Genomic DNA, 24,917 nt, shown 5'->3' with positions numbered 1-24,917 from the left:
TGGGAGATCCGCATGCAGTCCGAGGCATTCCCCGTCCGCCGGCGCACGGTCCTGTGTGCGGCAGCTACGCTGGTCATGGCGCGGGGTGTATCCTGGGCCGGTACGGCCGGCCAAGCCGACCCGCTGCCGTCATGGAACGAGGGCGCGGGGAAGCAGGCGATCCTGGACTTCGTCGCGCGGGTCACGCGCGAGGGCGGGCCGGACTTCGTCCCGGCCGCCCGGCGCATCGCGGCCTTCGACAACGACGGTACCCTCTGGGCGGAGAACCCGGTCTACTTCCAGGTGGCGTTCGCCCTCGACCAAGTCGCGGCGCTCGCGCCGGAGCGCCCCGAGTGGCGTGACACGCCTCCGTTCAAGGAGGTCATCGAAGCCGGTCCGCGAGCCGCGGCGGCTATCGGTGAGAAGGGCCTTCTACAGGTCGTGGCGGCGACGCACGCGGGCATGACCACCGACGCGTTCGCTGCTGCGGTCGAGAACTGGCTCCGGACGGCGCACCATCCCCGCTTCGGGCGATCCTACGACAGCCTTGTCTACCAGCCGATGCTGGACCTGCTCGGCTACCTGCGCGCCAACGGATTCAAGACCTTCATCGTCTCCGGCGGGGGCGTCGAGTTCATGCGCGTCTTCGCCGAGCGTACCTACGGCATCCCTCCCGAGCAGGTCGTGGGCTCGTCCTGCGTCACCAAGTTCGAGACGAGGCCCGACGGTACACTGGTGCTCGTTAAGGAGGCGAAGGTCGAGTTCATCGACGACGGTCCGGGCAAGCCGTCCGGTATCAACCGCTTCATCGGCCGCCGGCCGATCCTGGCCTTCGGCAACTCGGACGGCGACCACCAGATGCTGCAGTGGACCGCCGCCGGAACCGGACCTCGCCTCCTCGGCCTCGTGCATCACACCGACGCCGAGCGCGAGTACGCCTACGACCGCCAATCTTATGTCGGGCGGCTCGACAAGGCCCTCGACGAGGCGGAGCGGCGAGGCTGGATTGTCGTGGACATGAGGCGGGACTGGGGCACGGTCTTTCCGGTCGAACCCGCCGCCGAGCGGAGGTAGGCGATGGCAGGGCAGCCCCAGCCGTTGACGCGTCCGGAGGCGGTGCCGCCCGAGGCGAGCCCGCGGGAGGCCATCCTCGGCCTGCAGGGACGGGTCAACCAGGACATCATCGGCCAGGAGCGGGTGGTCGAGCGGCTTGTGATCGCCCTCCTGGCCAACGGCAACGTCCTGCTCGAAGGTCTGCCCGGCCTCGCCAAGACCCGGGCGATCAAGAGCCTCTCCAGGAACCTGGAGAGCGCGTTCAGCCGCATCCAGTTCACGCCCGACCTCCTGCCCTCGGACGTGACCGGCGGCGAGGTCTACCGCAGCGACGGGACGGGCGGGACCTTCGAGTTCCGGAAGGGGCCGGTCTTCGGCAACCTCGTGCTGGCCGACGAGATCAACCGGGCGCCCGCCAAGGTCCAGTCGGCCCTGCTCGAAGCCATGGAGGAGCGGCAGGTCACGGTCTCGGGCAAGCGCTACCCGCTGCCCGACCTGTTCATGGTGCTCGCGACCCAGAACCCCATCGAGCAGGAGGGCACCTATCCGCTGCCCGAGGCGCAGATGGACCGGTTCCTGATGCACGTCACCATCGGCTACCCGAGCGACGCCGACGAGGTACGGGTGCTGCGCCTCGTGCGGGCCGAGACCGCGGGCACGGCCACCACGCCGCCGCCCAAGATCCCCCAAGCCGCCGTGTTCGCCGCCCGACGGCAGATCGAAGCGGTCACCACGGTCGAGGCCGTCGAGACCTACATGGTCGCGCTCATCGCCGCGACCCGGCGCCCGGCGGAGTACGGCGACCGCTTACGCCGCTGGATCGCGCTCGGCGCGAGCCCGCGCGGCTCGCTCGCCCTCGACCGCTCGGCGCGCGTCGTCGCCTGGCTGCGCGGGCGCGACTACGTCACCCCGGAGGATGTCCAGGCCGTCGCGCACGACTGCCTGCGCCACCGGATTTCCCCCTCCTACGAGGCCGGCGCCGACGGCTTGAAGGTCGACGACATCGTCGACGAGATCGTCGCCCAGGTCGCCGTGCCAGCCTGAGCCGGAGGGAGAAGCGACATGCCCCACATCGCCTCGCACCCGAATGGAACAATGGCGGAACGGGCGCGGGCCTATGTCGACCTCGCCGGCCTCATGCGGCTCAAGCACAGGGCTACCGGCTTCAGCTTCCTGCCGCGTCAACCCGTCCACAGCCTGCTCTACGGCCGGCATGCCTCGCGGCTGCGAGGACGCGGGCTGAGCTTCGAAGAGCTCCGCGGCTACGTCGAGGGCGACGACACCCGCACGATCGACTGGGGCGCGACCGCCCGCCTCGGGAAGCCGTACGTGCGGGTCTACACCGAGGAGCGCGACCGGCCCGTCATCCTCCTGATCGACCAGCGCCCGACGATGTTCTTCGGCAGCCGGCGCGCGACGAAGTCCGTGGTCGCCGCGGAGGCGGCCGCCCTGGCGGCCTGGCGGGTCGCCTCGCTCGGCGACCGCGTCGGTGCGGTGCTGCTGACGCCGGCCGGCCTCGTCGCGATCCGGCCCGATGCCCGCGAACGCGCCATCCGGCGCATCCTCGACGAGACCGTTCGGGCGAACCGGGCCCTGTCGGCGCGCACCGAGGGGACCGGGGCGCCTAGCCAACTGAACGAGGGTTTGCGCCGGGTCGCCCGCATGGTCCCCCACGATGGCCTCGTCTGCCTCATCACCGACGGGGCCGGATCCGATGCCGAGACGGTAGAGCTCGTCACGAACCTGACAGCCCACAACGACGTGATCTTCCTCTTCGTCCACGACCCGCTGGAGGCGGACTTGCCCGACCTCGGCCCCGTCGTGGTCAGCGACGGCGGCCGCGAGATCGAGGTCGACACCGCCTCGAAGGGGCTGCGGGAGCGCTTCGGCGAAGTCTTCGCCGACCGGCGGGATCGCTTGGAGGCATTCTCGCGCAAGCGCGCGATTCCCGTCCTCCCGATCCGTACGGACCGCGACGTGGCCGAGCAGGTCCGCGAGCTGCTGGGCCGGCGGCGAGACACCGGGCTACGGGGCGTCTCCCTCACCGATGGGGCCGCCCGGTGATCTCGGACCCGGCCAGCCTGGAGAACCTGCGCGACCTCGCCCTTCCGGCGCCAGCGCCCTGGTGGCCGCCTGCGCCGGGCTGGTGGATCCTGGGGGCCGGGCTCGTCACGGCGGGCCTGGTGGCGCTCTGGCGGGCTTGGCGCCGATACCGGGCCGACGCCTATCGCCGCCAGGCGAGACGGGAGCTCGACGCCATCGCGCGCCGGCTCGACGCCGGCCTTCTCGCGGGAGCCACGGCCGACCTCGCCACCGTGCTGAAGCGGACGGCCCTCGCGGCCTTCCCCCGCGCGCAGGTGGCTTCGCTGACCGGGCCGGCCTGGCTGAGCTTCCTCGACTGGACCGGCAACACCACCGCCTTCACCGACGGGGCCGGCCGGTGGATCGCGCGATGGGCCTACGCGGGCGGCGCGGCGGTCTCCACGCCGGACCTGAAGGCCGCGCTGCAGGAGGCGCGCAACTGGGTCGCCGGTCACGAGCGGTCCGGGGAGCGGGAGCCATGCTGACCTTCGCCTACCCCTGGGTCGCCCTGCTGCTGCCGCTGCCGTGGCTCGTGCACCGCTTCGTTCCCCCGCTCGCGGAGCGGCGCCCGGACCTGCGGGTCCCATTCTTCGAGCGGCTCGTGCACCTGACCGGCGAGGTGCCGCGCGTGGGAGCCGTCGTGGCGCGGCGAACACCCTGGCGCAGCGGCGTCCTCGTCGCCTGCTGGCTTCTCACGCTGGTCGCGCTGGCGCGACCGCAACGGGTCGAGGCGCCGCTCCATCGCGACCAGCCGACGCGCGACCTCCTCCTGCTCGTCGACTTGTCGGGCTCCATGGACGCGCGCGACTTCCGCGACGCCGCCGGTCGGCCCACCGACCGCCTCACGGCCGTGAAGGAGATCCTCGACGACTTCCTGGCGCGACGACGGGGCGACCGGGTCGGGGTAGCGGTCTTCGGTGACGCGCCCTTCACCCTCGTTCCGTTCACCACCGACCTGGCCCTCTGCCGCGAGCTCCTGCGCGAGACGGCGGTCGGCATGGCAGGACCACGGACAGCCCTCGGCGACGCCATCGGGCTCGGCATCACGCTCTTCGACCGGTCCGGCGCGCGTGCCCGGACGATCATCGCCCTGACGGACGGGAACGATACGGCGAGCCGCGTCCCGCCGGCCGAAGCCGCCCGGGTCGCCAAGGACAAGGGGATCGTCGTCCACGCCGTGGCCATCGGCGACCCGGCCACGGTTGGGGAGGAGAAGCTCGACGAGGCGGCGCTGCGGGACATCGCCACCGTGACGGGGGGCGGCTTCTACCGCGCGCTCGACCGCGACGCGCTCGCCGGGATCTACCGCCTCCTCGACGCCGTCGAGACCCGGCGCATCGAGACCGTCACGTTCCGGCCGCGGACGGACCTCTACTGGATCCCGCTGGGCCTCGCCCTTCTGCTGAGCATGGCCGCCCAAGCCCTCGGCCTCGCGCTGGCATCCCGCCGTCGGGCGCCACGCGCGGTGGAATCCAGGGGCACTGCGTGATGGGCGCGCTCGCTACCTTCCATTTCCTGCGGCCCTGGGCCCTCCTGCTGCTCGTCCCGGCCGCGGCGCTGTGGTGGCTGACACGCGTACGCTCCGACACGACGACGCGCTGGCGAGAGGTGATCGCCCCCGACCTGCTGCCCCTGCTGATCGTAGCCGGCGACCGGCAGGGCCGGGTCGCCCCGGCCGCCCTGCTGGCCGTGCTCTCGTGCCTCGGGGCGGTTGCGGTTGCCGGACCGACCTGGCGGCGCGAGCCAGCGCCGTTCGCCGCGACGCAGCCACCCGTCATGATCGTCCTGCGCGTGACGCCTTCCATGCAGGCAACCGACGTGGCGCCGAGCCGAGCCGAGCGCGCCCGGCAGAAGGTCTCGGACCTCCTCGCGCTGCGCGAAGGCGCGGCCGCTGGCCTTGTCGCCTATAGCGGGTCCGCCCACCTCGTCCTGCCGCCGACCCCCGACCCGGCGGTCGTCACGTCGATGGCCCAGGCGCTGGCCCCGGACGTGATGCCGGTCGAGGGCGACCGTCTCGCGCAGGCCGTGTCCCTGGCGGCCCGGATCCTCGCGAGCGGCGGTCAGGGCGGTTCGATCCTCGTTCTGGCCGACTCGGCCGACCCGGGTCAGGACGACCAGCTTCGGGCGGCCGGTGGTGGCGACGCCTCGCCCGTGACGCTGCTGGCGATGGTCCCGCCGGCACGGGCGTCCGGGGCCCTCGGGAGCGCGGCGGCGGCCCTGGGAGCGACCCTCGTGCCGGTCTCGGTCGACGACGCGGACGTCAGGCGGATCGCCCGCCGCCTCGACGTCGCCCGGCCGGCCGCCGGGGATCCGGCCAGCGAACGGTGGCAGGAGGCCGGCTATTGGCTGAGCCCGCTGCTGGCCGTCCTCGTGGCGGCTTGGTTCCGGCGTGGCTGGGTGCTGGCGAGCTGAGGCGTATCCCGATGGCAGCCCACCGCATCGCAGCCTTCCGCAACCGCCTCGGCAACGTGGGACGCGTCCATCCCTACGAAGTGGTGGCGGGCCTGACCGTAGTCGCCCTGGGGCTCGTCGCCCTCGGGGCCGGACCGGCGGACCTGTTCGCCTCACCGGACCAGCGGGCCCGCTGGCGGTTCGAGCGAGCCGAGTACGAGGCGGCGGCTGCCTCCTTCGCGAACCCGCTCTGGCGCGGCATCGCCCTGTTCCGCGCCGGCGACTTCAAGCAGGCGGCGCAGGTGCTGGGCGGCCTCGACACCCCCGAGGCCGCCTACAACCAAGGCAACGCCCTCGTCATGCTCGGGCAGTACGACCAGGCGGTCCAGCGCTATTCCCGCGCGCTGGAGCAGCGCCCCGGCTGGCTCGACGCGGAGGCCAACCGCAGCCTGGCGCGCCTGCGCGCCGAGCGGACGCGCCAGCAGGGGGGCGTGACGGACGACACCGATTCCCGTCCCGACGAGGTCGTCTATGACCGGTCGAAGAAGGATGCCGGGAAGGGAGAGGACACGCAGGTCGAGGGCGGTCCGGCCATGAGCGACGAGGCGGCCCGGGCGCTGTGGCTGCGCCGCGTCCGGACGCGCCCCGCCGACTTCCTGCGCGCCAAGTTCTCCTACCAGGTGCGAACTCCGACCGGGGTCAGCCCACCGCCGGAGCCGGGGCGATGAGGAGGCTCGCGTTCCTTGCCGTCGTGGCGGGTCTCGCGATCCCATCGGTCGCAGCCCAAGGGGAGCCCCCGAGGACGTGCTTGTCCGCCAGGGCGTGCAGCCGCCCGAGGCGGTCATCGGCCAACGGGTCGCGGTGACGGTCGACGTCCTCTTCCCGGACGACATGCCGGCCCCGCCCCAGGTCGCGTTGCCCGAGGTGCCCGGCGCCCAGGTGTTCCGGTTTGAGAGCCAGGGTACGACGATCCGCGACTGGGTGAACGGGCGGCCTTACGTCGGCCAGCGCTCCGAGTTCGCCCTCTTCGCGCGACGCGGGGGTGCGCTGACCGTGCCCCCGGCCCACGTGACCGTCCTCGACCGGCACCGGGAGGTTGCCGGATCCGCAAGTGGACAGGAGGCGACGCTGGCGGTCGCCGTGCCTGCCGGCGTCGACGCCACGCAGCCCGTGGTCTCCACGTCGCGTCTGACCCTCGACCAGCGCTGGGATCCGGAGCCGAGCAAAGCGTTCAAGGTCGGCGCCGCCCTAAGGCGGACCATCATCCGCGAGGCCGAGGATGTGCCCGCCCTCGCGATGCAGGACCTGCGCGGCTCGACGCCCGATGGCGTGAGGGCCTACCCCGACCCGCCCAACGCGGACGACCGCAGCAATCGCGGCACCCTGATCGGACGCCGCGTCGACCGCATCACCTACGTCTTCGAGAAGCCCGGGATGTTCACGCTCCCCAGCCTGGAACAGCCCTGGTGGGACCTGCAGGCGGCCGCCCTCCGCTCGGAGGGGGCACCCGGCATGCGCTTGCAGGTCGTCCCGGCAGCCGAGGCTGGTCCGGATACTTCCCGGCCCTCCGAACAGCTGCCTTGGCCTGTCTATATGGCCGGGCTCGTCGTGCTCGGCGCGCTCCTCTGGGTCGGCCACGGGGTGTGGCGTCAGCTAGCAGACGCCCTCCAGACGTGGGTCGTGCGCTGGCAGCGGTCCGAGCCTGCGGAGTTTCGCCGCCTCCGGCGCGCTTGTCGCCGTGCGGAGCCCGGGCCGACCTACGCTGCCCTCCGCCGCTGGCGGGCGCGGCTCAAGGATGTCCTCGGGCCGAGCCGGATGCCCGACGCCGACATCGACAGGGCGGCCAGGCCTCTCGATGCGGCCCTGTTCGGTGCCGCTCCCTCGCCCTGGGCGATAGACGACGCGTGGCGACTGATCACGCGGCTCTCGGGGCTGCGGAAGGATGCCCTCGCGGAGGCCGCCCCCGCCCGCGAACGCCGGTCAAGGCTGCCTCCGCTTAATCCCGCCCCGAGCTCGCAAAGGAGGATCCCATGAGGACACGGTCGCGGCGCGGTATGCGGATCGGCAGCGGGCTGCTCGCCGTCCTCCTGGCCCTCGCCGGCACGGTCCCCGCAGGCGCGCAGGCCCCAGTACCATCCTCCCCGTCCAACGGTTGGGACAACGCCTACTACCAGATCCTGGCGGAGAGCCTGCGGCGGTCGGGGCGGGGAAAGCGGGTCTACACCGCGGACGGCCACGCCATCGGCCGCATCGCGGACGTGCGCACCTCGCCGGACGGCATGCACGAACTCGCCATCGTCGACGTACGCTACCTGATGGGCGGCGGGGTAATCGCCCTCCCGTTCTACCGTCTGACCCGGCGGAAGGACCGCATCGTCTCCCTGGAGGACCAGGCCGCAGTCCGTGCGATGGCGCGGCTGGACGTGGCCGGGGACCGACGCTGATGCGTGCGCAAGCCTGGCTCATGGCCGTGGTCGTCGCCATGGCCACGGCACCCGCCGACGCGGCGGCGCAACGGAACGTGCCCGAGGCCGGTCGCGTCCGGGTCGTCTACGAGGCGCCGAGGAAGGCGGCCTATCGCGAAATCCATGATGCCATGCGCGAGAGGCGCGTGCTGGAGCGGGTCGGGGCCATCGTCGGCCTTGTTCGCCTGCCGACCCGGCTGACCTACCGCTTCAAGGAATGCGCCGGCGAGCTCAACGCCTGGTACGCGCCCGAGAACCGGAGCGTCACGGTGTGCTACGAACTCCTCGACAGCATCGTCCAAGCCGCTCCGAGAACGCGCTCCCGTGCCGGAATCACCCGCCACGACGCCATCCGCGGTCCGCTGTTCCAGATCCTGCTGCACGAGAGCAGCCACGCCCTGTTCGACCTCCTGCGCGTGCCCATCCTGGGCAGGGAGGAGGACGCGGCCGACCAGGTCGCCTCCCTGATCCTGCTCCACCTCTCGCCCGCGGACGCACGCATGGTCGTGAACGGGGGCGCCAACTTCTTCGCGACGACGGCCAGGGAGGAGCCCGTCGACAAGGGCGCCTTCGCCGACGTGCACGGCCTGTCCTGGCAGCGCTTCTACAACCTGACCTGCATGGCCTACGGCTCGGACCGCCGGCGCTACGGCTACGTAGCGGCCGAGGGCTACCTGCCGAAGGAGCGTGCCGAGGGCTGTGGCGAGGAATACGACCAGGTCGCCTTCGCCTTCCGCAAGCTTATCGGTCCCCACCTGCGTGCGCGCCCCGCCGACGGCCGGCGGCTGCGTCGCGCCTTCCGACCGTGAGGTGCCCGCCGATGCCATTCATCGACATCTTCGCCTGGATCGTCCTCGCCGTCGCCGTCCTGACGCTCGTGGCCGCCTTCGTCGCGCTCGGGGCGATGCCCGGCCGCATCGCGCGCAGGCGAGGCCATCCCTGGGCACAGGCCGTCGCCGTGGGGAGCTGGGCCACCCTGATCTGCGGCTTCGTGTTCTGGCCGCTCATCCTGACCTGGGCCTACGTCGACGCCCCCACGCGCAGGGAGACGAGGCCATGATCGTCTTCCTGCTCAACAGCTACATCGTGCTCCTCGTCCTGTTCGTCTGGCTCAGGTTCATCCCCTTCAACCTGTTCTGGAAGCTCTCGCCGGCGCTCGTCCTGATCGTCCTCCTAATCGGGCTGTTCATCCCGATGGGCTGGGGGGCGCCCTCGGGCCCGGCCGCCGTCATCCGCAACTCGGTGCAGATCGTGCCCTCGGTGGCCGGCGAGGTCATCGACGTGCCGGTCGCCGCCAACGTGCCTTTGAAGGCCGGCGACGTCCTCTTCCGCATCGATCCTGTCCCCTACAAGTCGCAGGTCGATGCCATCGCGGCTCAGCTGAAGCTCGCGGAAACCCGCCTCTCCGAGATGACCCAGCTGCAGACCCGCGGGACTGGTCGCGCCTTCGACGTCGAGCAGCGCCAGGCCGAGGCCGACCAGCTGCGCGCCCAACTCGAAGGGGCGAAGTGGAACCTCGACAAGACGACCGTGCGGGCCCCGGCAGCCGGCTACGTGACCAACCTCGCACTTCGCAAGGGCGCGCGGGTCACCGCCCAGGCGCCGGTGATGGCCTTCATCGACACAGCCGACACTCTGTTCGCCGCCGAGATCCCGCAGGTCTACGCGCGCTACATCGAGCCCGGGCAGCCCGTCGAGATCACCTTCAAGGCCTATCCCGGCATGATCCATACCGGACGCGTGCAGTCGGTCCTGCAGGCCATCGCGACGGGGCAGGCGCAGCCCGGGGGCCTGGCCGTGGCGCCGCCCGAGCTGGTTTCGGCGCCGTTCGTGGTTCGGTTCACGCTCGACGATCCCGAGACGGCGCGCCGCCTCCCGGCCGGCAGCACGGGTACGGTCGCGATCTACACCGAGCACGTCCAGGCCGCGCACGTCGTCCGCAAGGTCGTCCTGCGGCAGGCGGCCATCCTCAACTACGTCAACCCGTTCTGACCATCCTTGGAGGAAGCGCGATGAAGAGGATCGGCATCGGATTGCTCAGCCTCGTCGCGGCGGTATGTCCGGCCGTCGCCCAGGAGACCTCGCCGTCCGACCTCGTGGCGCGCACGACCCAGCGGCGCGCGGTCGAGGCGGTCATCTGGGGCATGCCGGCGGTGAACTTCGATCGCATGTTCCAGGCGATGCGGAAGGCCGGCGGGACGGAGAACCAGATCGTCTACTGGTCCGGCATTCCCGATTGGAAGAACCAGACCCTGACCCCGAACCCCAGCACCGTCTACGTGATGCCCTTCATCGACACGAGGGGAACCGACCCGATGGTGCTCGAAATCCCGCCCGCCAGCGGGGGCGAGATCACCGGTACGATCATGGATGCCTGGCAGGCAGCTCTCGACGATGTCGGGCCGGCAGGCGTGGACAAGGGTAAGGGCGGCAAGTACCTCATCCTCCCACCCGGCTATGCCGGACCCATTCCTGAGGGCTTCATCCGGCTCGCATCCGACACGCGCATGGCCTACGCGCTGCTCCGCTCCAATGTCGGGAGCGGAAGCGAGGCGGACGTCGCGAAGGCGGTCGCCTACGCCAGGGAGGTCAAGCTCTACCCGCTGTCGCAAGCGACTGCACCACCGGCCACGACCTTCGTCGACGCAGCCAGCACGGTTTACGACAGCACCATCCCCTACGACCTACGCTTCTTCGAGGCGCTCGACCGCTTCGTTCAGCGGGAAGCCTGGCTCGACCGCGACAAGGCGATGATCGACCAGCTCAAGTCAGTCGGAATCGAGCGGGGCAAGCCATTTGAGCCCGGCCCCGAAACGCGGAAGATCCTGGAGCAGGCGGCCGGCGAAGCCCATGCCTTGCTCGAGCAACGATACGAGGCGCTCTTCACCCCAACCTTCTATGAGGGCAGGCAGTGGGCCCTACCTGTGCCGCACGACCTCAGCGAGGGGTTGTCGAACCTTTTCAGCAAGCCCGGCACCTATCCGGTGGACGACCGCGGCACGTTCTTCTCGTTCGCGTTCTCTAGCATCAAGCATCTCGGCTCCGGCCAGTTCTACCTCGTCACCATCCGGGACAAGGATGGCAAAGCTCTCGACGGTGGAAGCACCTACAAGCTGACGGTCCCGGCCAAGGCACCCGTCTCGCTCTACTGGTCGGCCACGGTCTACGACCGGGACACCCACGGGCTCATACGCGACCAGAAATGGTCGAGCCGCGGCTCGAACAGCCAGGGGCTTCAACCCAATGCCGACGGCTCGGTCGACATCCTCTTCGGGTCGGAGGCTCCCGCAGGCAAGGAACCGAACTGGGTACCCACGCGCGCGGGCGGGCGATGGGAGGTCATCTTCCGCTTCTACGGACCGCAGAAGCCTCTGTTCGAGAAGACTTGGCGGTTGCCGGACATCGAGCACGTCGCGGAGCAGCGAGGTCAATGACGATGAGAAGCCTACGAGCCCTTGCCTGCTTTAGCCTCCTGATGGTGCCGGCATTCGCGCTTGCGCAGGACGCCGTCCCGGTCACGCCCGACAATTTCGTGCGAGCCGAGACGCACATGTACTTCAACAACAGGGTGCGCGAGGATGGCCTTGCCAAGTTCCATCATATCCGGGAGTTGATGCCCATCGCTCACCAATCGGTCATCCGCGGCAACCGCGACACGCTGTACTCCACGGCAGTGTTCGACCTCGATGCAGGACCGGTGACCATCGAGCTTCCGGAGGCGGGGCAGCGGTTCATGTCGCTGCAGGTCATCACCGAGGATCACTACACGACGACCGAGTACGGTGCCGGTCCGCATGTCGTCGACAAGGCCAAGGCAGACACGCGCTACGCGCTCGTCGGCGTTCGCACCCTGGTCGACCCGAACGATCCTGGCGACCTGAAGAGGGTTCACGCGCTCCAGGATGCGATCAAGGTCTCGCAGCCGGCGGGCCCCGGCACGTTCGAGATCCCGAACTGGGACCAGACCAGTCAGAAGAAGGTACGCGACGCCCTGCTCGTGCTTGCGAGCACGGTCGGCGACACGCGACGCGCCTTCGGCACCAAGGACGAGGTCGATCCGATCCAGCACCTGATCGGCGCAGCCTCGGCCTGGGGCGCGAACGCGCCGCGCGACGCCATCTATGTCAACGTCGTGCCGGCCAAGGACGATGGAGGGACGAATTACCTGCTGAAGGTCGGCGAGGTTCCGGTCGACGGCTTCTGGTCGATCAGCCTCTACGACGCCGAAGGCTACTACAGAGCAAACCCGTACGACGCCTACTCACTCAACAACGTGACGGCTCGGAAGGACGCGAATGGCGTGGTCGAGGTCCGGTTCGGTGGCTGCGACGGGAAGGATCCGAACTGCCTGCCGATCATGCCGGGCTGGAACTACATGGTGCGGCTCTACCGGCCTCGGGCGGAGGTCCTGGGCGGTTCGTGGAGCTTCCCGGAGGCTCAGCCGGCGAACTGACACCGGTGCAGCTCCCTTGACTGCTGGGCTGGTCGGGGCCCTGCGCTACCGGGTTTGAGGGTCCGGCGATGCCATTCACCGGGCTTCCAGCGTCTCCTCGATTAAGCTGCGCACCCGCTGCCAGGCCGGAGCGGACGGCGTGACTAGGTCGAAGTGGCCGGCATCCGGGACGTCGACGAGCCTCGGCGCGGTCGCGACCCTGCCCCGCAGGGCGCGGGTATAGTCGTAGGCGACCCATGGCGACACGAGCCGGTCGAGCACGCCGCTAACCATGACGACCGATCCGGCCGACGGCGTCAGGGCCGCCGGCGAGACCTCCGCGAGCCTGTCGTCCGGAGCAAGCCGCTCGACGATGCCGGGGCCGCACAGCACCGGGACGAGCCGGGCGAACGTCGCGAGGTCGCCCACGCCGCCCAGGCTGATGACGGCGCGCGGCACGAACCGGGGCGACCCATTCAGGGGACTCGCGGCGGGAAGCGAGCCGCGCGAAGCCGCCCACAGCGCGAGTTGGCCGCCCGCGGAGTGCCTGGCGAGCACGTCACGCGAGAGGTCCAGCCGATGGGTAGGCGCGTCCTCTGCGAGCCGGTCGAGCGCCGAAGCGACGTCTTGGTAGGTGCCAGGATAGCCGCCTCCGGCCTCGTTGGCGCGGCGGTAGCCGATGCTCCACACGGCGACGCCGCGCCGCGTCAGTTCCGGCCCGAGGTGACGCATCTGCTCGCGCCCCGCGGTGGTGGCGCTCCAGCAGCCGCCATGGATGAGGACCACAACCGGATGGGGGCCCGGGCCGTCGGGCAGGAAGACATCGATGCTCTGCGTGGGCGCTTCGCCGTAGGCGACCTGCAGGGTCGGCTCCGGCCGCGGCAGGTCGCGGAAGGTGGCAAGCTCCACCGGGTCGGCAGAGGCCTGCCGGATAGCCAGCGCCGTCGCCAGTACGAGGCCAGCGCATCGCTTCATGTCAGCCGGCCGCCGGCACGCTTCGGCAGGTCGCGTCGGCTCTCATCCTAGCAGACCGGCACCCGGACCGCCTGACCCGAGCCGCGACCTACCCAGTCCCCGCTCGGCTCGCGCAGATTGGGGATCGAGGCCCCCTCCTCGCTTCCGTCGGGCACGGTAGCCGCGAACGGTTCGAAGGTCGGACCTGCCAGCGCGACCGTGGGGCGGTTGCCGGCGATCCCGATCGATCCATGGCCCGCGTCCTCCGACCGAGGGTGATTTAATGCCACACAACGGCAGGACGTTGTGGCCGCCAGCCCAACCATTCCATCTCAACGGCTGCTGTCGGGCTCCAAGCGGCCATTCCAGTGGTTTCAAACTAAGGTCCGCTGATGGCGCACAGCAGAACTAGCGGCATGCTAACTCCTGACCCATTGCAGACCTTCCGCCCCGCCGATGCGAATGTCCGCTCGGGGGTTTAAAGCGGCCCCAAAAGCGGCGGCCATGACGTCAGCAGGTTCGGGCACATTGACGACCAGTGCCCCATCCGGATGCAAAGCCCGCTTCCCGACCGGCGCCAAGACCGGCTTCGTTGGGATGTCGAGCCCCTTGGATGAGAAGTCGCAGATATTGAACGCGAGCTCGGGGCACCGACGACGCGTAGCCGCGCGTGGCGCAAGTTGCAGGGGGTTCGACAGAGGGGTAGCGGGTACGCCCGTGACCGTGCCACCCGGCTTCCGACTGCAGCGTTCGCGTCAGCCGGGACGCCGCCCCAGCTCACGCCCTAAGCGTTCCGACAGCGCGTCGGCACCCAGGGCCCCTTCGAGCCTGTCATCGCCGACGAAGAGCGTCGGGGTGCTGTGCACGCCCAGGTCCGACGTCGCCCGCTCGTGAACGATTCTCACACCGTCGTAGAGGGCCTGGTCTCGCAGGGTGGCGTCGAACCGCTCGGCACCGAAGCCGGCCTGCCGCATGAGGTCGCGCATGGCGTCAAGCGGCTTGGCCGCGAATGCCCACGCGGCCTGCCGCTCGAACAGCAGGTCCGTGACGGCGTAGTAGTTGCGCTGCCCGTCCGCCCGCGCGAGCATGAAGCCCGCGGTGTCGAGGGGGGTCAACGGGTACCCGCGCAGCGCGAAGCGCACCTGCCCGGCGTCGATCCAGCGGGCCTTGATGACGGGCCATGTCTCCGCATGGAACCTTGCGCAGTGCGGGCAGGTCACGGCGGCATACTCGATCAACCTCACCCGCGCCTGCGGGGACCCGATCCAGACATCGCCCAGCGGTCCCGCCTGGGACGGGTCGGCGACGGATGCCGCGAATGCCGCCCTGGAGGCTACCGTCGTGGCCAGCCCGGCCGCAGCCCCCGAAAGGACGTTCCTTCGCGTGGGCCGGACCGGAGGGATGCGTCCGAAACTCATTCTGCGAAGCCTCTCGCTTTCAAGGGTAGCCGTAGGTCCACCGTCGCTCGACCATCGTCGTGGCCGGGCGCCCGGCCGAGGCCGGACGCATCGCCTGGATGAGTGTCGAAAGGCTCAGTTCGGCCAGCAGCGGCGGCCATAAGGCCCGATGTGAAAGCCCGCCGGGCACGAGCGGCCGCGGACGTAGGCACCCCATTGCCCGCCGGTCCGGCACCCGCCGTAGGGTCCCCGGTGGCCGTAGGGACCGCAGCCGCCGTAGACCTGGATGATCCGGGCACCGTCCGCTCCGGTCGAGACGGCGTCCTGGACCAGAACCGCCCTGCTTGCCGGTGGCACCGGCGACGAGAATGGGATGGATATCGGGGTTCGACATGAAAAGCCTTGGGTGAGCTATGACGTGCAGGGCATCAGGTCCGTGCCAGCCCAAGGATGGGTCTGCAAAATACGAAACGCAAGAGTTTCGATACGATTGATTTTCGCATTGATGGACGTATATGACGGCCATGAACGATCAGGCTCAACGACATCAGCGCCGCCTGCCGCCGGCCGAGCGCGGGCGCGCTCAAGACAAAACCCGCGACGACCTGATCATCGGCGCAGCGCTCGAACTACTCGGCGAGAATGGGTACCACGGCCTGACCATGACCGATGTCGCGGCGCGTGCGGGAGTGTCGAAGGCGACCTTGTATCGGCGTTGGACCGCGAAGGCGGATCTCGTGGCCGACGCCGTCGCCACGCTGAGCCCCATGGCGACGCCGCGCTATCCCGGCACGTCTCTGCGCGACGATCTTCTCGCGTTGATGGAGCAGGCCGGCAATTGCGACGACCGCCCCGAGATCGTCACGGCGACGATGGAGATGGCGCGGTCACATCCCGATCTCTATCAAACCCTTTCAAATCGCTTCGGCCTATCCGTTCGGGCCGAACTGGACACGCTCGCCCGGCGCGCGGCCGACGCCGGACATGCGTCCTTGTCGGAGGTGGAACTCGACGCCTTGAGCGACACGGCCGTTGCGCTCCTGGCCCATCACGCCGGACCATCTGGTGCATCGGTCCCGCGAGAGCGTCTGATCAACCTCGTCGATCACGTCTTGGTGGTCTTGCTGACCAGGGCTCGTGCCGCGGAATAGGCAATCTAACCGCCACGCTGCAGCCTTTCGCGTTCGTGGCCTTGGAACTCCCGGTCGGCGATCCACCCAACCCGGCAGCATCCCCTGTTTCATTGAGCAGCCTGAATGCGGACCTTCTGAGGTTCCACAGGTGGGAAGCGGACGTCGTAAAAGTCCTCCCGGCACCGCTAGTAGGGTGGATGCAGCGCGTGCCGTGAACCCTGCGATCAAGTTCACCAACATCACCAGCTTGGCGGTGCTGACCGTGGCCACGCGTAGCTGTTGATGGCAGCCAAGCTACTGTTCTGCCTTCAGGCGCCAAAGTTCCGCACTGCATCAATCTTCTGCAACAGAGGGCTGCTATCTCGATGACGGCCCTTCGACGTTTCTGCTGCTGAAAGCTGTGCGGGGCCTTGGTAGCGTTGTTCGACAAGCTCGGGCTTCGGTGCTGAGGCTCGTGGCTTTTGGCCGGGAAGAGTTCGCCGACAGTCTGGCGGCCCTGGCGATGCGGCGGACCCGCCCTCGTCGAGCCGGAAGTCTACTCCATGACTTGCGCGACGATGCCTTTGAGCGCCTTCACGATGTCGTCCAGTGGGTGCCGCCTGGCGAAGAACAGGCCGTTCTGGGGCATGTCTTCCTTCGTCACCTTCCGCCGCCCGGACATGACCTAGACCGGGCCGCCGACTACGACTTGTCGCGACTACGGCAGTCCGCAGGCGCTGCGGGAAGCTCGGTCACGGGCGATGGTTGGCACCCACCCGCAGAACACACCCGATGGAGAGGGCGAACCGCCAGCTCCTCCGTTCTCGGCCGCCGGACCGCGTCGCCAAGAGAATTTGACTTGCCGGGCACAGCATCACGGTAAGTTGTCAGGTAACGGACATCTTTGCGCCGGGAAATCCGTTACTGGACAACCCGATTGCCGCCGACCGACGATACCCCCGTGACCAGATCCCCCCTGCGCTCCCTTGACGGCAACTTGCTGCTCGAAGCCCTCGACGGCGCCGACCGCGCGCTCCTGGCGCCATACGCCGAACGGCGCGAGGTCGGGCGGGGCGACGTGCTGTTCCGGGCCGGCGACGACGTCAGCCACGTCACCTTCCCGGCCCAGGGTTGCGTTATGACGCTTGTGGTGCCGCTCCGGGACGGCAAGTCGGTCGAGACCGCCACCGTCGGTCGCGAGGGAGCCATTGGCAGCGCGGTCAGCCAGGGCTACCTGCCGGCCTTCGGGCAGGCGGTCGTGCAGGTCGCTGGCCCAGTTAAGGCTTCTTGAACGGAGACGAGGTTCACCAAGGGTGACAGGACGCGGTGCCGACCGGTGCCGGGGCTCTCATCTAGCTGAGTTTCGGCTGGCCGTTGGAGGCCGAGAGGCCGCCGTCCACCGGCAGGTTCACCCCGGTGACGAAGCGCGCGTCCTCGCTCGCCAGGAAGGCGATGACCCCGCTGATGTCGTCCGGCTGGGCGCCCCGACCCATCGGGATGCGCTCGTTGAACTTGGCCACGAGGTCTGGCTGGTCCTGCATGCCGGCGGTGAACGGCGTGTAGACCAGCGTCGGGTTGACCGCGTTCACCCGGACCCCGTGGGCCGCCTCGTCCATCGCCACCGCGCGGGTGAAGTTCGTCACCGCACCCTTGGCGGCGCAGTAGAAGCTGTGGTTCCAGTCGCCGCCGAGCCCGGAGACGGACGAAAGGTTGACGATGCACCCGCCGCTCTCGCGCAGGTGCGGCAGGGCGAAGCGCGTCATGTAGAAGACGCCGTACAGGTCGGTCTCGATGATCGTCGAGAAATCCCCGATGTCGCCCTCGTCGACACGTCCCAGGTGATCCTTCCCGGCATTGTTCACGAGGACGTCGAGGCGGCCGAAGCGCTCGATTGCCGCCGTGACGACCTCCCGGCACCGGTCGGCGTTCGAGAGGTCGGCGACCTGTGTAAGCGTCCTGTCGACCCCGATTTCGGCGGCGACCCGCTCCAGTCCCTCGCCGTTAATGTCGGCGAGGACGAGCCTCGCCCCCTCCTCGCCGAAGCGGCGTGCGGCGGCCTCGCCGATGCCGGACGCGGCACCCGTGACCAGGACGACCTTGTTCGAGAAACGTGACATCGCGATTCCTGGGGCTGTGCGCCGGGCAACCCGCCCGACGCCTTGACGAAGGGCGGTCTCAAGCGCTGCGGGCCTGGTCCGGATGACGCCCTTCGGCGAACTCCTCGACGATCTTGGCGCAGAAGGCCGGCAGGTCCTTCGGGTTACGGCTGGTGACGAGGCCCTTGTCGACCACCACCTCCGCATCGACCCATTCCCCGCCGGCGTTGCGGATGTCGGTCTTCACGGTCGGGAATGAGGTGAGTTTGCGTCCCTTCACGACGTCGGCCTCCACCAGCGTCCAGGGCCCGTGGCAGATGACGCCGACCGGCTTGGCCTGCTCGAAGAAGTCCCGCACGAACCTGACCACGGCCTCGCTGCCGCGGAGCTTGTCGGCACCGACGCTGCCGCCGGGGATGACGAGCCCGTCGAAGTCGGAGGCGGACACGCCGTCGATGGCCTTGTCGACCGGGTACTTCCCGGCGGGGTCGAGGTCATTGTTGACGGTCTCGGCCTCTCCTGCCTCAAGCCCGACCACCGTGACGGTCGCGCCGGCTGCAAGCAGCGCCTCGCGAGGCTTCGTAAATTCCGGCTCCTCCGTCCCACGGGGGGCAATCAGGATGGCGATGGTTTTTCCCTGAAGGGTCATGGATCGTTCCTCTGCATGACAGTGGGTAAGGGTGGGCCTCAGGCTGGGATGCTCTCGGGCGAGGCGGTGTTCTCGGCGGTCACGCCGTTTTCCCGGTGACGGAAGTCGCTCAGCGCTTGGTAGACCTGCAGGCGCGCCCGCATGATCGACCCCAGCGGCCGGTGCGCCGCGAGGCTGTGCGCCGGGCGGAAGGTCATCACCTCGTCGAAGTAACGCACCCGCTCGGGGGAGTAGGCGTCCTGCCGAGGCAGGCAGATCGTCGCCACCGTGCGGTACGGGCTGATCGAGACCGGCCAGTCGACCGAGGAATCCTCAATAGGCTGGCGCTCGGCATCGGCCCAGAGCTGCGCCTTGAGCTCGAACACCACGTCGTCGTCCCGGAAGAACGCGATCGCAGCGTGCCGGAAGCCGTCCTCGTCCCCGTGCGGGTCGAGGTGCCATTCGGCGAGGTCCCGCTGCGCCTGCGTCGCGGGCACCGCGCCGAGCTTGGCCACGTAGTCGCCGAACCGCATCGGCGCCTGGCTGAAGTAGCTGTCCGCCAGTGGGTGGCTGTAGGGATGGCCGAAGAAGTCGGCCATGGCACTCTCCGTGCCGAAGGCGTGGAGCACCTTGTTGAGCGTGCGGGCGCCGGCCGAGACGGCGCTCTTTAAGCCCTCCGGCATTCCGGTCGACTTGCCGATCACCGTGCCGTCCCGCAGGAAGCCTGCCGCCGTGCCCGACGGGAAGGTCGTGCCGGTGGCGAGCACGAAGTCCTGGGTCTCCACATCGTGCCCGGGAAGCTTCTCGCCGGGCACGCCGAACACCTTGATCGACATGCCCCGGTGGGTGGACACCCGGTCGCCGAGGGTCTCGCCGGGACCCTGGGCGAAACGTACGGCCACCTTGTGCGTACCCGGGGTCGCGAACAGGCCCTGGGCCAGTTCCGGCGGCAGGCCGGCGGCAACCGTCAACTCGCCCGTGACGCAGGCCGAGCTCTTGGCGTGGCTAGCGCGCACGGCATGGTGCTCGCGCTTCTCCACCGTCTGCGACTGCTGGGTCATACCCTGGATGATGCCGTCAATGGTCTCCTGCTCGTTCGGGGCGGGCTGCTCGATGTCGGGCGCGAAACGCAGGTAGGTCATGCTCGTCCTTCACTTTCCGCCTCGACCTCGGGCCAGGGGCAGAGAGGCTGCCGAGCTTCATCGAATGCGCGCCTCTCAGAAGCGGCACCGTTCAAGGCATGAGGCCACACGGTCGGGAATGGGGGTCCAGGCGGACCGTCGCCCTGACAAACGCCAGCCGGCTCGGACGTTCCCAACGGGTCGTTCACGGACAATTGAGCGGCGCGCAATCCGGAACGCCGATCCGTCGGGCATGTTCTGTCCCGAGATGAACGACGAAGGACGACGAAGGACGACGAACCTTGCAAGCACCTGTCCGCTACAGCGCCGACGTCGAGGATGTGATGCCCGACGAGGATCGGACCATCGAGCAGCTCAACGCGACCTTCGACACAATTCTGGAGACCGTCGCGAACGATTCCGGCCATGCGGTGCGCTCGGTCCACGCCAAGTCACACGGCATCCTGGAAGGCGTACTGCGCATCGACGCGGGGCTGCCTCCTGAACTTGCGCAAGGGCTGTTCGCGACGGCGGGCGAGCACAAGGTCTACCTGCGGATGTCGACCAATGCCGGCGACATTCTGCCCGATGCCGTCTCCCTGCCGCGCGGCCTCGCCATGAAGGTCCTGGACGTGTCCGGCGAGCGCCTGCCGGACGCGGAGGGAACGACACAGGATTTCGTCATGGTCAACGGCTCGGTTTTCCAGGCGCCGAACACTGAGAAATTACTAGGCAGCCTCAAGCTGCTGGCCAAGACCACCGACCGCATCGAGGGCGTGAAGGTCGCCGCCTCCACCGTGCTGCGTGGGGTCAACAAGGCGCTCACGGCGGTCGGCATCGAGAGCCCGACGCTGGGCTCGCTCGGTGGCGCGCCGAACGTCGACCCGCTCGGCGAGACTTACTACAGCGTCACCCCGTTCCGCTACGGCGACCACATTGCGAAGTTCTCGGTGGCGCCCGTGTCCCCCGCTCTCAAGGCGCTAACCGGCACCGAGATCGACGCCTCCGGCCGCCCTGACGCGATCCGCGAGACCGTGCAGTCGGAGATGGCCGGCATCGAGGGGATCTGGGAGTTCCGGGTTCAGCTATGCCGCGACCTGGAGCGTCAGCCGGTCGAGGACCCGACGGTGCAGTGGGACGAGGAGGAGGCGCCGTTTCAGCGGGTTGCCACCATCACCGTGCGACCGCAGGACAGTTGGGACGTCGAGCGCGTCGACGCAGTGAACGAGCGCATGCGGTTCGCGGTTTGGACCGGCCTCGCCGCCCACCGTCCGCTCGGCAACATCAACCGGGCGCGCAATGCCCCCTACAGGCATTCAGCGGAGTTCCGGCAGAAGTTCAACGGCTGCCCGATCCACGAGCCTACCATGGGGCGTTGAGCATGACCGCACACTCCTGACCCATAGCTGTCCCTCCCATCCGCGGCCTTCGTCGTCCGCTTCGACGTGGGAAGCGGACGTCGTAAAAGTCCTCCCGGCACCCCTAGTACTATCGCGAGATATCCCTTCCGGAGTGAGAAATTAGGATTGGATTATGCCGAAAGCAAACCGCACCCCGGCTCGTGCGGAAAGAGCAGCGGTGCCTCCAAGCCACTTTCCATTGGGCCATGACTTTGCAGGTCGGCCCAGCGCAGAGTTCAGGCCGCAGCTGGCACCGCGTTCGGCTACGAACCCGGCCGACTCGTGCATGACGTGGTCTAGAGGTGTCCGCTTCTAGGTGTATGGTCCCGGGATGTGGTGTGACGGATCGAGCCTGAAGCGTTCGGGCTGTTTGGTCCAGACCTGAAGGACATGCTCGTAGGGCGTGAGGCCGCGCAGGGTCTTCAGCCGACGGGCATGGTTTTAGGCGTCGACGAACAGCTGCAGATGCGCCCGGAGCTGTTCGTAGGTCTCGTAGTGGTAGCGTTTGACCGTGGCGTCCTTGATGGTGCGGTTCATCCGCTCGACCTGACCGTTGGTCCACGGATGGTTGGGTTTGGTCAGGCGATGCTCGATGCCGTGCTCGTGGCAAACGCGATCGAACATGTGCCGGCTGTAGAGGGCAGTAGGGCCTGAGCGGTTGAGCGGGGCATGGCAGAACTGCACCCCGTTGTCGGTCAGCACCGTGTGGATCTTGTACGGCACGAACGCGACCAAATCCCGGAGGAAGTCTGAAGCGGTGTAGCGGTTGGCCTAGGGCCTGTTGTCACTTGAGCCAATCGAGCGTTGCGGCGAGGCAGAGGACACCGGCGAAGCTGACGGCGGTCTTCTCGTAGCGTGTGGCGACGGCGCGCCACTCCTTGAGGCGCGCCCATAGCCGCTCGACGATGTTGCGGTTGTTGTAGACCCAATCCGGACAAGCGAGTTGCTCCTCGTTGCGCTTGGTCGGGATCGCGGGGCGTGCACCGGTGGTCCAGATGTGCTCGCGGAAGCCGTGGCTGGAATAGCCGCGGTCGCCCACGACCCACTTGGGCACGCCGGGCAACCGGTCGAGGAGCGGGATGGCGTAAGGCAGTTCGTGGGCCTGCCCCGGAGCGATGCGGAAGGTGACGGCGCGGCCTCTCCCGTCGGCGATCACGCAAGCCTTGGTGCCATAGCCGCCACGAGAGCGGCCAAGTGCTTCACGAGCATCTCGCTCGGCCGCAGATCCCCCCTTTATGGATGGCCCGCCCCTCACCGGACTGCGCTGCTAGGCTTGCAGGGTAGCCGAGATGAGGAAGGGAGCGGGACGATGACGATTGCGGTTCTTGGGATCGACCTGGGCAAGAACAGCTGCAGCCTCGTCGGGCTGGACGCGGCGGGGCGGGTCGTGCTGCGCCGACGCATGCGGCGCGAGGGGGTGATCGCCTTCGGCGCGAAGCTGCCGGGGTGTGTCGTTGCGATGGAGGCCTGCTGCGGCGCCCATCACATGGGCCGCGCCCTGGCCGAGCAAGGCCACACCGTCCGGCTGATGTCGCCGGAGTACGTGCGCCCCTACGTCAAGGCGCAGAAGAACGACGACCGCGACGCCGAGGCCATCGCCGAGGCGGCCACACGCCCGACGATGCGCTTCGTGGCACTCAAGTCCGAGGCGCAGCTCGACGTGCAGACCCTGCACCGGGTCCGCGACCAGCTCGTGGGCGAGCGCACGGCGCTGACCAACCAGATCCGTTCCGTCCTGCTGGAGCGTGGCCACGTCGTGGCGCAGGGGCGCGCCAAGCTCACCGCTTGCCTGGCCGCGTTGCTGGACACAGACGCGGGCGCGTCGCTCACACCGCGCATGCGCACCCTCATGGCCGAGGTGCGCGAACGCTGGCATGATCCGCCCCCACTGAAGTGGTCCGCCCTGAGGTATGGCTTTTGAGCCAGATGAGGACGGACAGATGGGAACGAAGCGGCACAAGCCGGAAGACGTGGTCGCCAAGCTGCGGCAGGTGGATGTTCTGGTCTCGCAGGGCCAGAGCGTGGCGGAGGCGATCCGGGCCATCGGCGTGACGGAAGTGACCTACTACCGCTGGCGCAAGGAGTACGGCGGCCTGAAGAGCGATCAGGTTCGACGGATGAAGGACCTGGAGGTTGAGAACCAGCGGCTGCGCAAGGCGATTGCGGATCTCACCCTCGACAAGCTGATCCTGCAGGAGGCCGCTCGGGGAAACTGACCAGCCCCGCGCGCCGACGCGCCTGCATCGCGCATGTCATGAACGTCCTAGACGTCTCCGAGCGCCGCGCCTGTCGGGCGCTCGGGCAGCATCGCTCGACGCAGCGCAAGGTGCCGCGGGGAAGAGAGGATGAGGCCGCGCTGACAGCCGACCTCGTGGAACTGGCTCGCCAGTACGGGCGCTACGGCTACCGGAAGATCGGTGCATTGCTGAAGGCGGCGGGCTGGTTCGTCAACGACAAGCGGGTCGAACGGATCTGGCGGCGCGAGGGGCTGAAGGTCCCGTCTCGGCAGCCCAAGCGCGGCCGCATCTGGGACGGGGATGGTTCCTGCCTGCGATTGCGGGCGGAGCGTCGCGATCACGTCTGGTCCTACGACTTTGTCGAAGCCCGCACGCACGAGGGCCGCAAGTTCCGGATGCTGAACGTGGTCGATGAGTTCACGCGGGAGTGCCTAGCGATCCGCGTCGCACGCAAGCTGAAGGCGGCGGACGTGATCGACGTGCTGTCCGACCTGTTCATCCTGCGCGGCGTGCCCAGCCATATCCGCTCGGACAACGGTCCGGAGTTCATCGCCAAGTCCGTGCAGGCCTGGATCACCGGTGTCGGCGCCAGAACAGCCTACATCGCACCCGGCTCGCCATGGGAGAACGGTTACGTCGAGAGCTTCAACGCACGACTACGGGACGAGCTTTTGAACGGTGAGATCTTCTACACGCTCAAGGAGGCGCAGATCGTGATCGAGAGTTGGCGTCTACACTACAACAGCGTGCGCCCGCACGCCTCGCTCGGCTACCGACCACCGGCCCCGGAGGTGTTCGTGCCGGCCTTCACCGCTTGGCCGGCTGCGCTCACTCGGTCGGCTCCGCCGGCCAAGCGACCCGTGGAGCAAAGGCCGACCCTGCACTAACTTAGAACTTGGACCACCGCGTGGGGGCCGATCACTTCGTGTTCTCAAGAATCCGCCGATAGTCGGTGTAGGTATCAGGGCGGCGCGTACGTGCGATATGCACAAGGAACGCGGCAACACCCGCCTCCCAGTTCCAGGACGCCGGAGGCGCCACTATCGGTGGAGCGTCCGTCTTCGATGCCATTGGGTCCAAGTTTCGCCGGAGGTCTTCCCGAATGCGAGCGGCCTTCTCCCGAACAGCCGCGATTCCTTCACGCGTAGCAACGGCCGCCCCGAGATCCCAACGCTTCTCCTTGCCGTGCAGTCTGCCCTTGTACGACCAGCGCACCCCCGCTCGCGGCCGGACCCGCAGTACTAGTCCTGGGCATTCCGGGTCACGTTGCTCGCTCTCTGCCGCCCCAACTTTGCGAAGCAAGGCCTTCAGCGTCTCGACGGTGATCTTCGACTGCTTGCCATTCGCGAGGTACTCAGCCATGGTCTGGGTCGCATCTGGGTCGCGCTTCGGATCCGGTCAGGCGATAGGCACTGCGGAGGCGATCGAAGCAATTGCCTATATCTGATATAGGATTCCCTAATATCTGGTTCCTTCGAAGCCTTGAGAATTTGTCGAAAGAAGGAATCATAATCCTTGTGTCGGGGGTTCAAATCCCTCCCTCGCTACCAACACAACACGGCCTTTCCTT

At 68.6% G+C, this 24,917-nt stretch carries 25 protein-coding genes, 1 tRNA gene and 3 pseudogenes; 20 read left to right on the top strand and 9 right to left on the bottom strand.

Features of this window, described 5'->3' with window-relative positions:
• The first annotated feature begins 12 nt into the window (after positions 1 to 12).
• The 14 genes from MSPGM_RS00530 to MSPGM_RS00465 all read left to right on the top strand — a co-directional run bounded on the left by MSPGM_RS00530 (position 13) and on the right by MSPGM_RS00465 (position 12,423).
• Positions 13 to 1,053, top strand: coding sequence for an HAD family hydrolase (locus MSPGM_RS00530; RefSeq protein WP_410007702.1), 1,041 nt, complete (start codon positions 13 to 15; stop codon positions 1,051 to 1,053).
• A gap of 3 nt (positions 1,054 to 1,056) precedes the next feature.
• A complete protein-coding gene (locus tag MSPGM_RS00525; RefSeq protein ID WP_261926083.1) occupies positions 1,057 to 2,076 on the top strand; it encodes an AAA family ATPase in 1,020 nt (339 codons plus the stop codon).
• 18 nt (positions 2,077 to 2,094) lie between these two features.
• Positions 2,095 to 3,096: a DUF58 domain-containing protein gene (locus MSPGM_RS00520; protein ID WP_261926082.1), complete on the top strand. Its 1,002-nt coding sequence runs from the start codon at positions 2,095 to 2,097 to the stop codon at positions 3,094 to 3,096.
• On the top strand, positions 3,093 to 3,599 hold the full coding sequence (locus tag MSPGM_RS00515) for a DUF4381 domain-containing protein (RefSeq protein WP_261926081.1): 507 nt from the start codon (positions 3,093 to 3,095) through the stop codon (positions 3,597 to 3,599). Before MSPGM_RS00520 ends, MSPGM_RS00515 begins: the two co-directional genes overlap by 4 nt.
• Positions 3,593 to 4,603, top strand: coding sequence for a VWA domain-containing protein (locus MSPGM_RS00510; protein ID WP_261926080.1), 1,011 nt, complete (start codon positions 3,593 to 3,595; stop codon positions 4,601 to 4,603). Before MSPGM_RS00515 ends, MSPGM_RS00510 begins: the two co-directional genes overlap by 7 nt.
• A complete protein-coding gene (locus MSPGM_RS00505; RefSeq protein ID WP_261926079.1) occupies positions 4,603 to 5,526 on the top strand; it encodes a VWA domain-containing protein in 924 nt (307 codons plus the stop codon). The genes MSPGM_RS00510 and MSPGM_RS00505 overlap by 1 nt, the downstream gene beginning before the upstream one ends.
• Before the next feature lie 11 nt (positions 5,527 to 5,537).
• Complete coding sequence (locus MSPGM_RS00500; RefSeq protein WP_261926078.1) at positions 5,538 to 6,233, top strand: tetratricopeptide repeat protein; 696 nt, start codon at positions 5,538 to 5,540, stop codon at positions 6,231 to 6,233.
• A 76-nt stretch (positions 6,234 to 6,309) separates the two neighbouring features.
• Positions 6,310 to 7,539: a BatD family protein gene (locus tag MSPGM_RS00495; protein WP_261926077.1), complete on the top strand. Its 1,230-nt coding sequence runs from the start codon at positions 6,310 to 6,312 to the stop codon at positions 7,537 to 7,539.
• The gene (locus tag MSPGM_RS00490; protein ID WP_261926076.1) at positions 7,536 to 7,949 is read left to right on the top strand and encodes a hypothetical protein; all 414 of its coding nucleotides are present in this window, start codon (positions 7,536 to 7,538) and stop codon (positions 7,947 to 7,949) included. The genes MSPGM_RS00495 and MSPGM_RS00490 overlap by 4 nt, the downstream gene beginning before the upstream one ends.
• 38 nt (positions 7,950 to 7,987) lie before the next feature.
• Positions 7,988 to 8,779, top strand: a complete 792-nt coding sequence (locus MSPGM_RS00485; RefSeq protein WP_410007721.1) for a DUF4344 domain-containing metallopeptidase — start codon at positions 7,988 to 7,990, stop codon at positions 8,777 to 8,779.
• Positions 8,780 to 8,790: 11 nt separating this feature from the next.
• Positions 8,791 to 9,030 carry a DUF3302 domain-containing protein gene (locus MSPGM_RS00480; protein WP_261926074.1) on the top strand — a complete coding sequence of 80 codons (240 nt, stop codon included), beginning with the start codon at positions 8,791 to 8,793 and terminating at the stop codon, positions 9,028 to 9,030.
• Positions 9,027 to 9,962 (top strand): HlyD family secretion protein, encoded by a 936-nt coding sequence (locus MSPGM_RS00475; RefSeq protein ID WP_261926073.1) that lies wholly within the window; start codon positions 9,027 to 9,029, stop codon positions 9,960 to 9,962. Before MSPGM_RS00480 ends, MSPGM_RS00475 begins: the two co-directional genes overlap by 4 nt.
• 20 nt (positions 9,963 to 9,982) lie before the next feature.
• A complete protein-coding gene (locus tag MSPGM_RS00470) occupies positions 9,983 to 11,404 on the top strand; it encodes a DUF1254 domain-containing protein (RefSeq protein WP_261926072.1) in 1,422 nt (473 codons plus the stop codon).
• Between the two features lie 2 nt (positions 11,405 to 11,406).
• Complete coding sequence (locus MSPGM_RS00465) at positions 11,407 to 12,423, top strand: DUF1254 domain-containing protein (RefSeq protein ID WP_261926071.1); 1,017 nt, start codon at positions 11,407 to 11,409, stop codon at positions 12,421 to 12,423.
• Positions 12,424 to 12,498: 75 nt separating this feature from the next.
• Here MSPGM_RS00465 and MSPGM_RS00460 read toward each other — a convergent pair whose 3' ends face one another.
• From MSPGM_RS00460 to MSPGM_RS00450, 3 genes are all read right to left on the bottom strand, one after another.
• Entirely contained in the window at positions 12,499 to 13,377 is an 879-nt protein-coding gene (locus MSPGM_RS00460) for an alpha/beta hydrolase family protein (protein WP_261926070.1), read from the bottom strand.
• Between the two features lie 734 nt (positions 13,378 to 14,111).
• On the bottom strand, positions 14,112 to 14,774 hold the full coding sequence (locus tag MSPGM_RS00455; protein WP_261926069.1) for a DsbA family protein: 663 nt from the start codon (positions 14,772 to 14,774) through the stop codon (positions 14,112 to 14,114).
• Positions 14,775 to 14,888: 114 nt separating this feature from the next.
• A complete protein-coding gene (locus MSPGM_RS00450; RefSeq protein WP_410007720.1) occupies positions 14,889 to 15,134 on the bottom strand; it encodes a GCG_CRPN prefix-to-repeats domain-containing protein in 246 nt (81 codons plus the stop codon).
• Positions 15,135 to 15,268: 134 nt separating this feature from the next.
• Between MSPGM_RS00450 and MSPGM_RS00445 the strand changes: the two genes are divergently transcribed.
• A complete protein-coding gene (locus MSPGM_RS00445) occupies positions 15,269 to 15,904 on the top strand; it encodes a TetR/AcrR family transcriptional regulator (protein ID WP_261926068.1) in 636 nt (211 codons plus the stop codon).
• Positions 15,905 to 16,826: 922 nt separating this feature from the next.
• Positions 16,827 to 17,156, top strand: coding sequence for a cyclic nucleotide-binding domain-containing protein (locus MSPGM_RS00440; protein WP_261926067.1), 330 nt, complete (start codon positions 16,827 to 16,829; stop codon positions 17,154 to 17,156).
• Between the two features lie 61 nt (positions 17,157 to 17,217).
• On the opposite strand, the gene MSPGM_RS00435 is transcribed toward MSPGM_RS00440, so the two are convergent.
• Genes MSPGM_RS00435 through MSPGM_RS00425 form a run of 3 tightly spaced genes read right to left on the bottom strand, consistent with a single transcriptional unit; the run spans position 17,218 to position 19,731 of the window.
• On the bottom strand, positions 17,218 to 17,982 hold the full coding sequence (locus tag MSPGM_RS00435) for an SDR family NAD(P)-dependent oxidoreductase (protein WP_261926066.1): 765 nt from the start codon (positions 17,980 to 17,982) through the stop codon (positions 17,218 to 17,220).
• A 58-nt stretch (positions 17,983 to 18,040) separates the two neighbouring features.
• Positions 18,041 to 18,610: a type 1 glutamine amidotransferase domain-containing protein gene (locus tag MSPGM_RS00430; protein WP_253394474.1), complete on the bottom strand. Its 570-nt coding sequence runs from the start codon at positions 18,608 to 18,610 to the stop codon at positions 18,041 to 18,043.
• A 38-nt stretch (positions 18,611 to 18,648) separates the two neighbouring features.
• Positions 18,649 to 19,731 carry a catalase family protein gene (locus MSPGM_RS00425; RefSeq protein WP_253394472.1) on the bottom strand — a complete coding sequence of 361 codons (1,083 nt, stop codon included), beginning with the start codon at positions 19,729 to 19,731 and terminating at the stop codon, positions 18,649 to 18,651.
• Positions 19,732 to 20,012: 281 nt separating this feature from the next.
• Between MSPGM_RS00425 and MSPGM_RS00420 the strand changes: the two genes are divergently transcribed.
• Positions 20,013 to 21,089, top strand: a complete 1,077-nt coding sequence (locus MSPGM_RS00420) for a catalase family protein (RefSeq protein ID WP_261926065.1) — start codon at positions 20,013 to 20,015, stop codon at positions 21,087 to 21,089.
• A gap of 333 nt (positions 21,090 to 21,422) precedes the next feature.
• On the opposite strand, the pseudogene MSPGM_RS00415 reads toward MSPGM_RS00420, so the two are convergent.
• Both MSPGM_RS00415 and MSPGM_RS00410 read right to left on the bottom strand, forming a co-directional pair.
• A pseudogene (locus tag MSPGM_RS00415) lies at positions 21,423 to 21,866 on the bottom strand (integrase core domain-containing protein); the annotation flags it as partial.
• A 28-nt stretch (positions 21,867 to 21,894) separates the two neighbouring features.
• A pseudogene (locus MSPGM_RS00410) lies at positions 21,895 to 22,356 on the bottom strand (IS5 family transposase); the annotation flags it as partial.
• Between the two features lie 63 nt (positions 22,357 to 22,419).
• On the opposite strand from MSPGM_RS00410, the pseudogene MSPGM_RS00405 reads away from it, so the two are divergent.
• Together MSPGM_RS00405 and MSPGM_RS00400 are read left to right on the top strand one after the other, a co-directional pair.
• Positions 22,420 to 22,983 (top strand): annotated as a pseudogene (locus MSPGM_RS00405) (IS110 family transposase); the annotation flags it as partial.
• Positions 22,984 to 23,050: 67 nt separating this feature from the next.
• Positions 23,051 to 24,234 (top strand): IS3-like element ISMex5 family transposase gene (locus tag MSPGM_RS00400; RefSeq protein WP_209688052.1). Its coding sequence is split into 2 segments (ribosomal slippage): positions 23,051 to 23,315 and positions 23,315 to 24,234, totalling 1,185 coding nucleotides; the frame shifts between segments, so codons are not numbered across the junction.
• 31 nt (positions 24,235 to 24,265) lie between these two features.
• Here the strand turns inward: MSPGM_RS00400 and MSPGM_RS00395 are convergent.
• Positions 24,266 to 24,709: an Arm DNA-binding domain-containing protein gene (locus MSPGM_RS00395; RefSeq protein WP_261926064.1), complete on the bottom strand. Its 444-nt coding sequence runs from the start codon at positions 24,707 to 24,709 to the stop codon at positions 24,266 to 24,268.
• Between the two features lie 116 nt (positions 24,710 to 24,825).
• Here MSPGM_RS00395 and MSPGM_RS00390 point away from each other — a divergent pair.
• Positions 24,826 to 24,897, top strand: a tRNA-Leu gene (locus tag MSPGM_RS00390).
• Positions 24,898 to 24,917 lie beyond the last annotated feature (20 nt).

The organism is Methylorubrum sp. GM97 (assembly GCF_024347855.1).
GTDB lineage: Bacteria > Pseudomonadota > Alphaproteobacteria > Rhizobiales > Beijerinckiaceae > Methylobacterium > Methylobacterium extorquens.
This window is presented reverse-complemented; position numbering and strand designations above follow the sequence as displayed.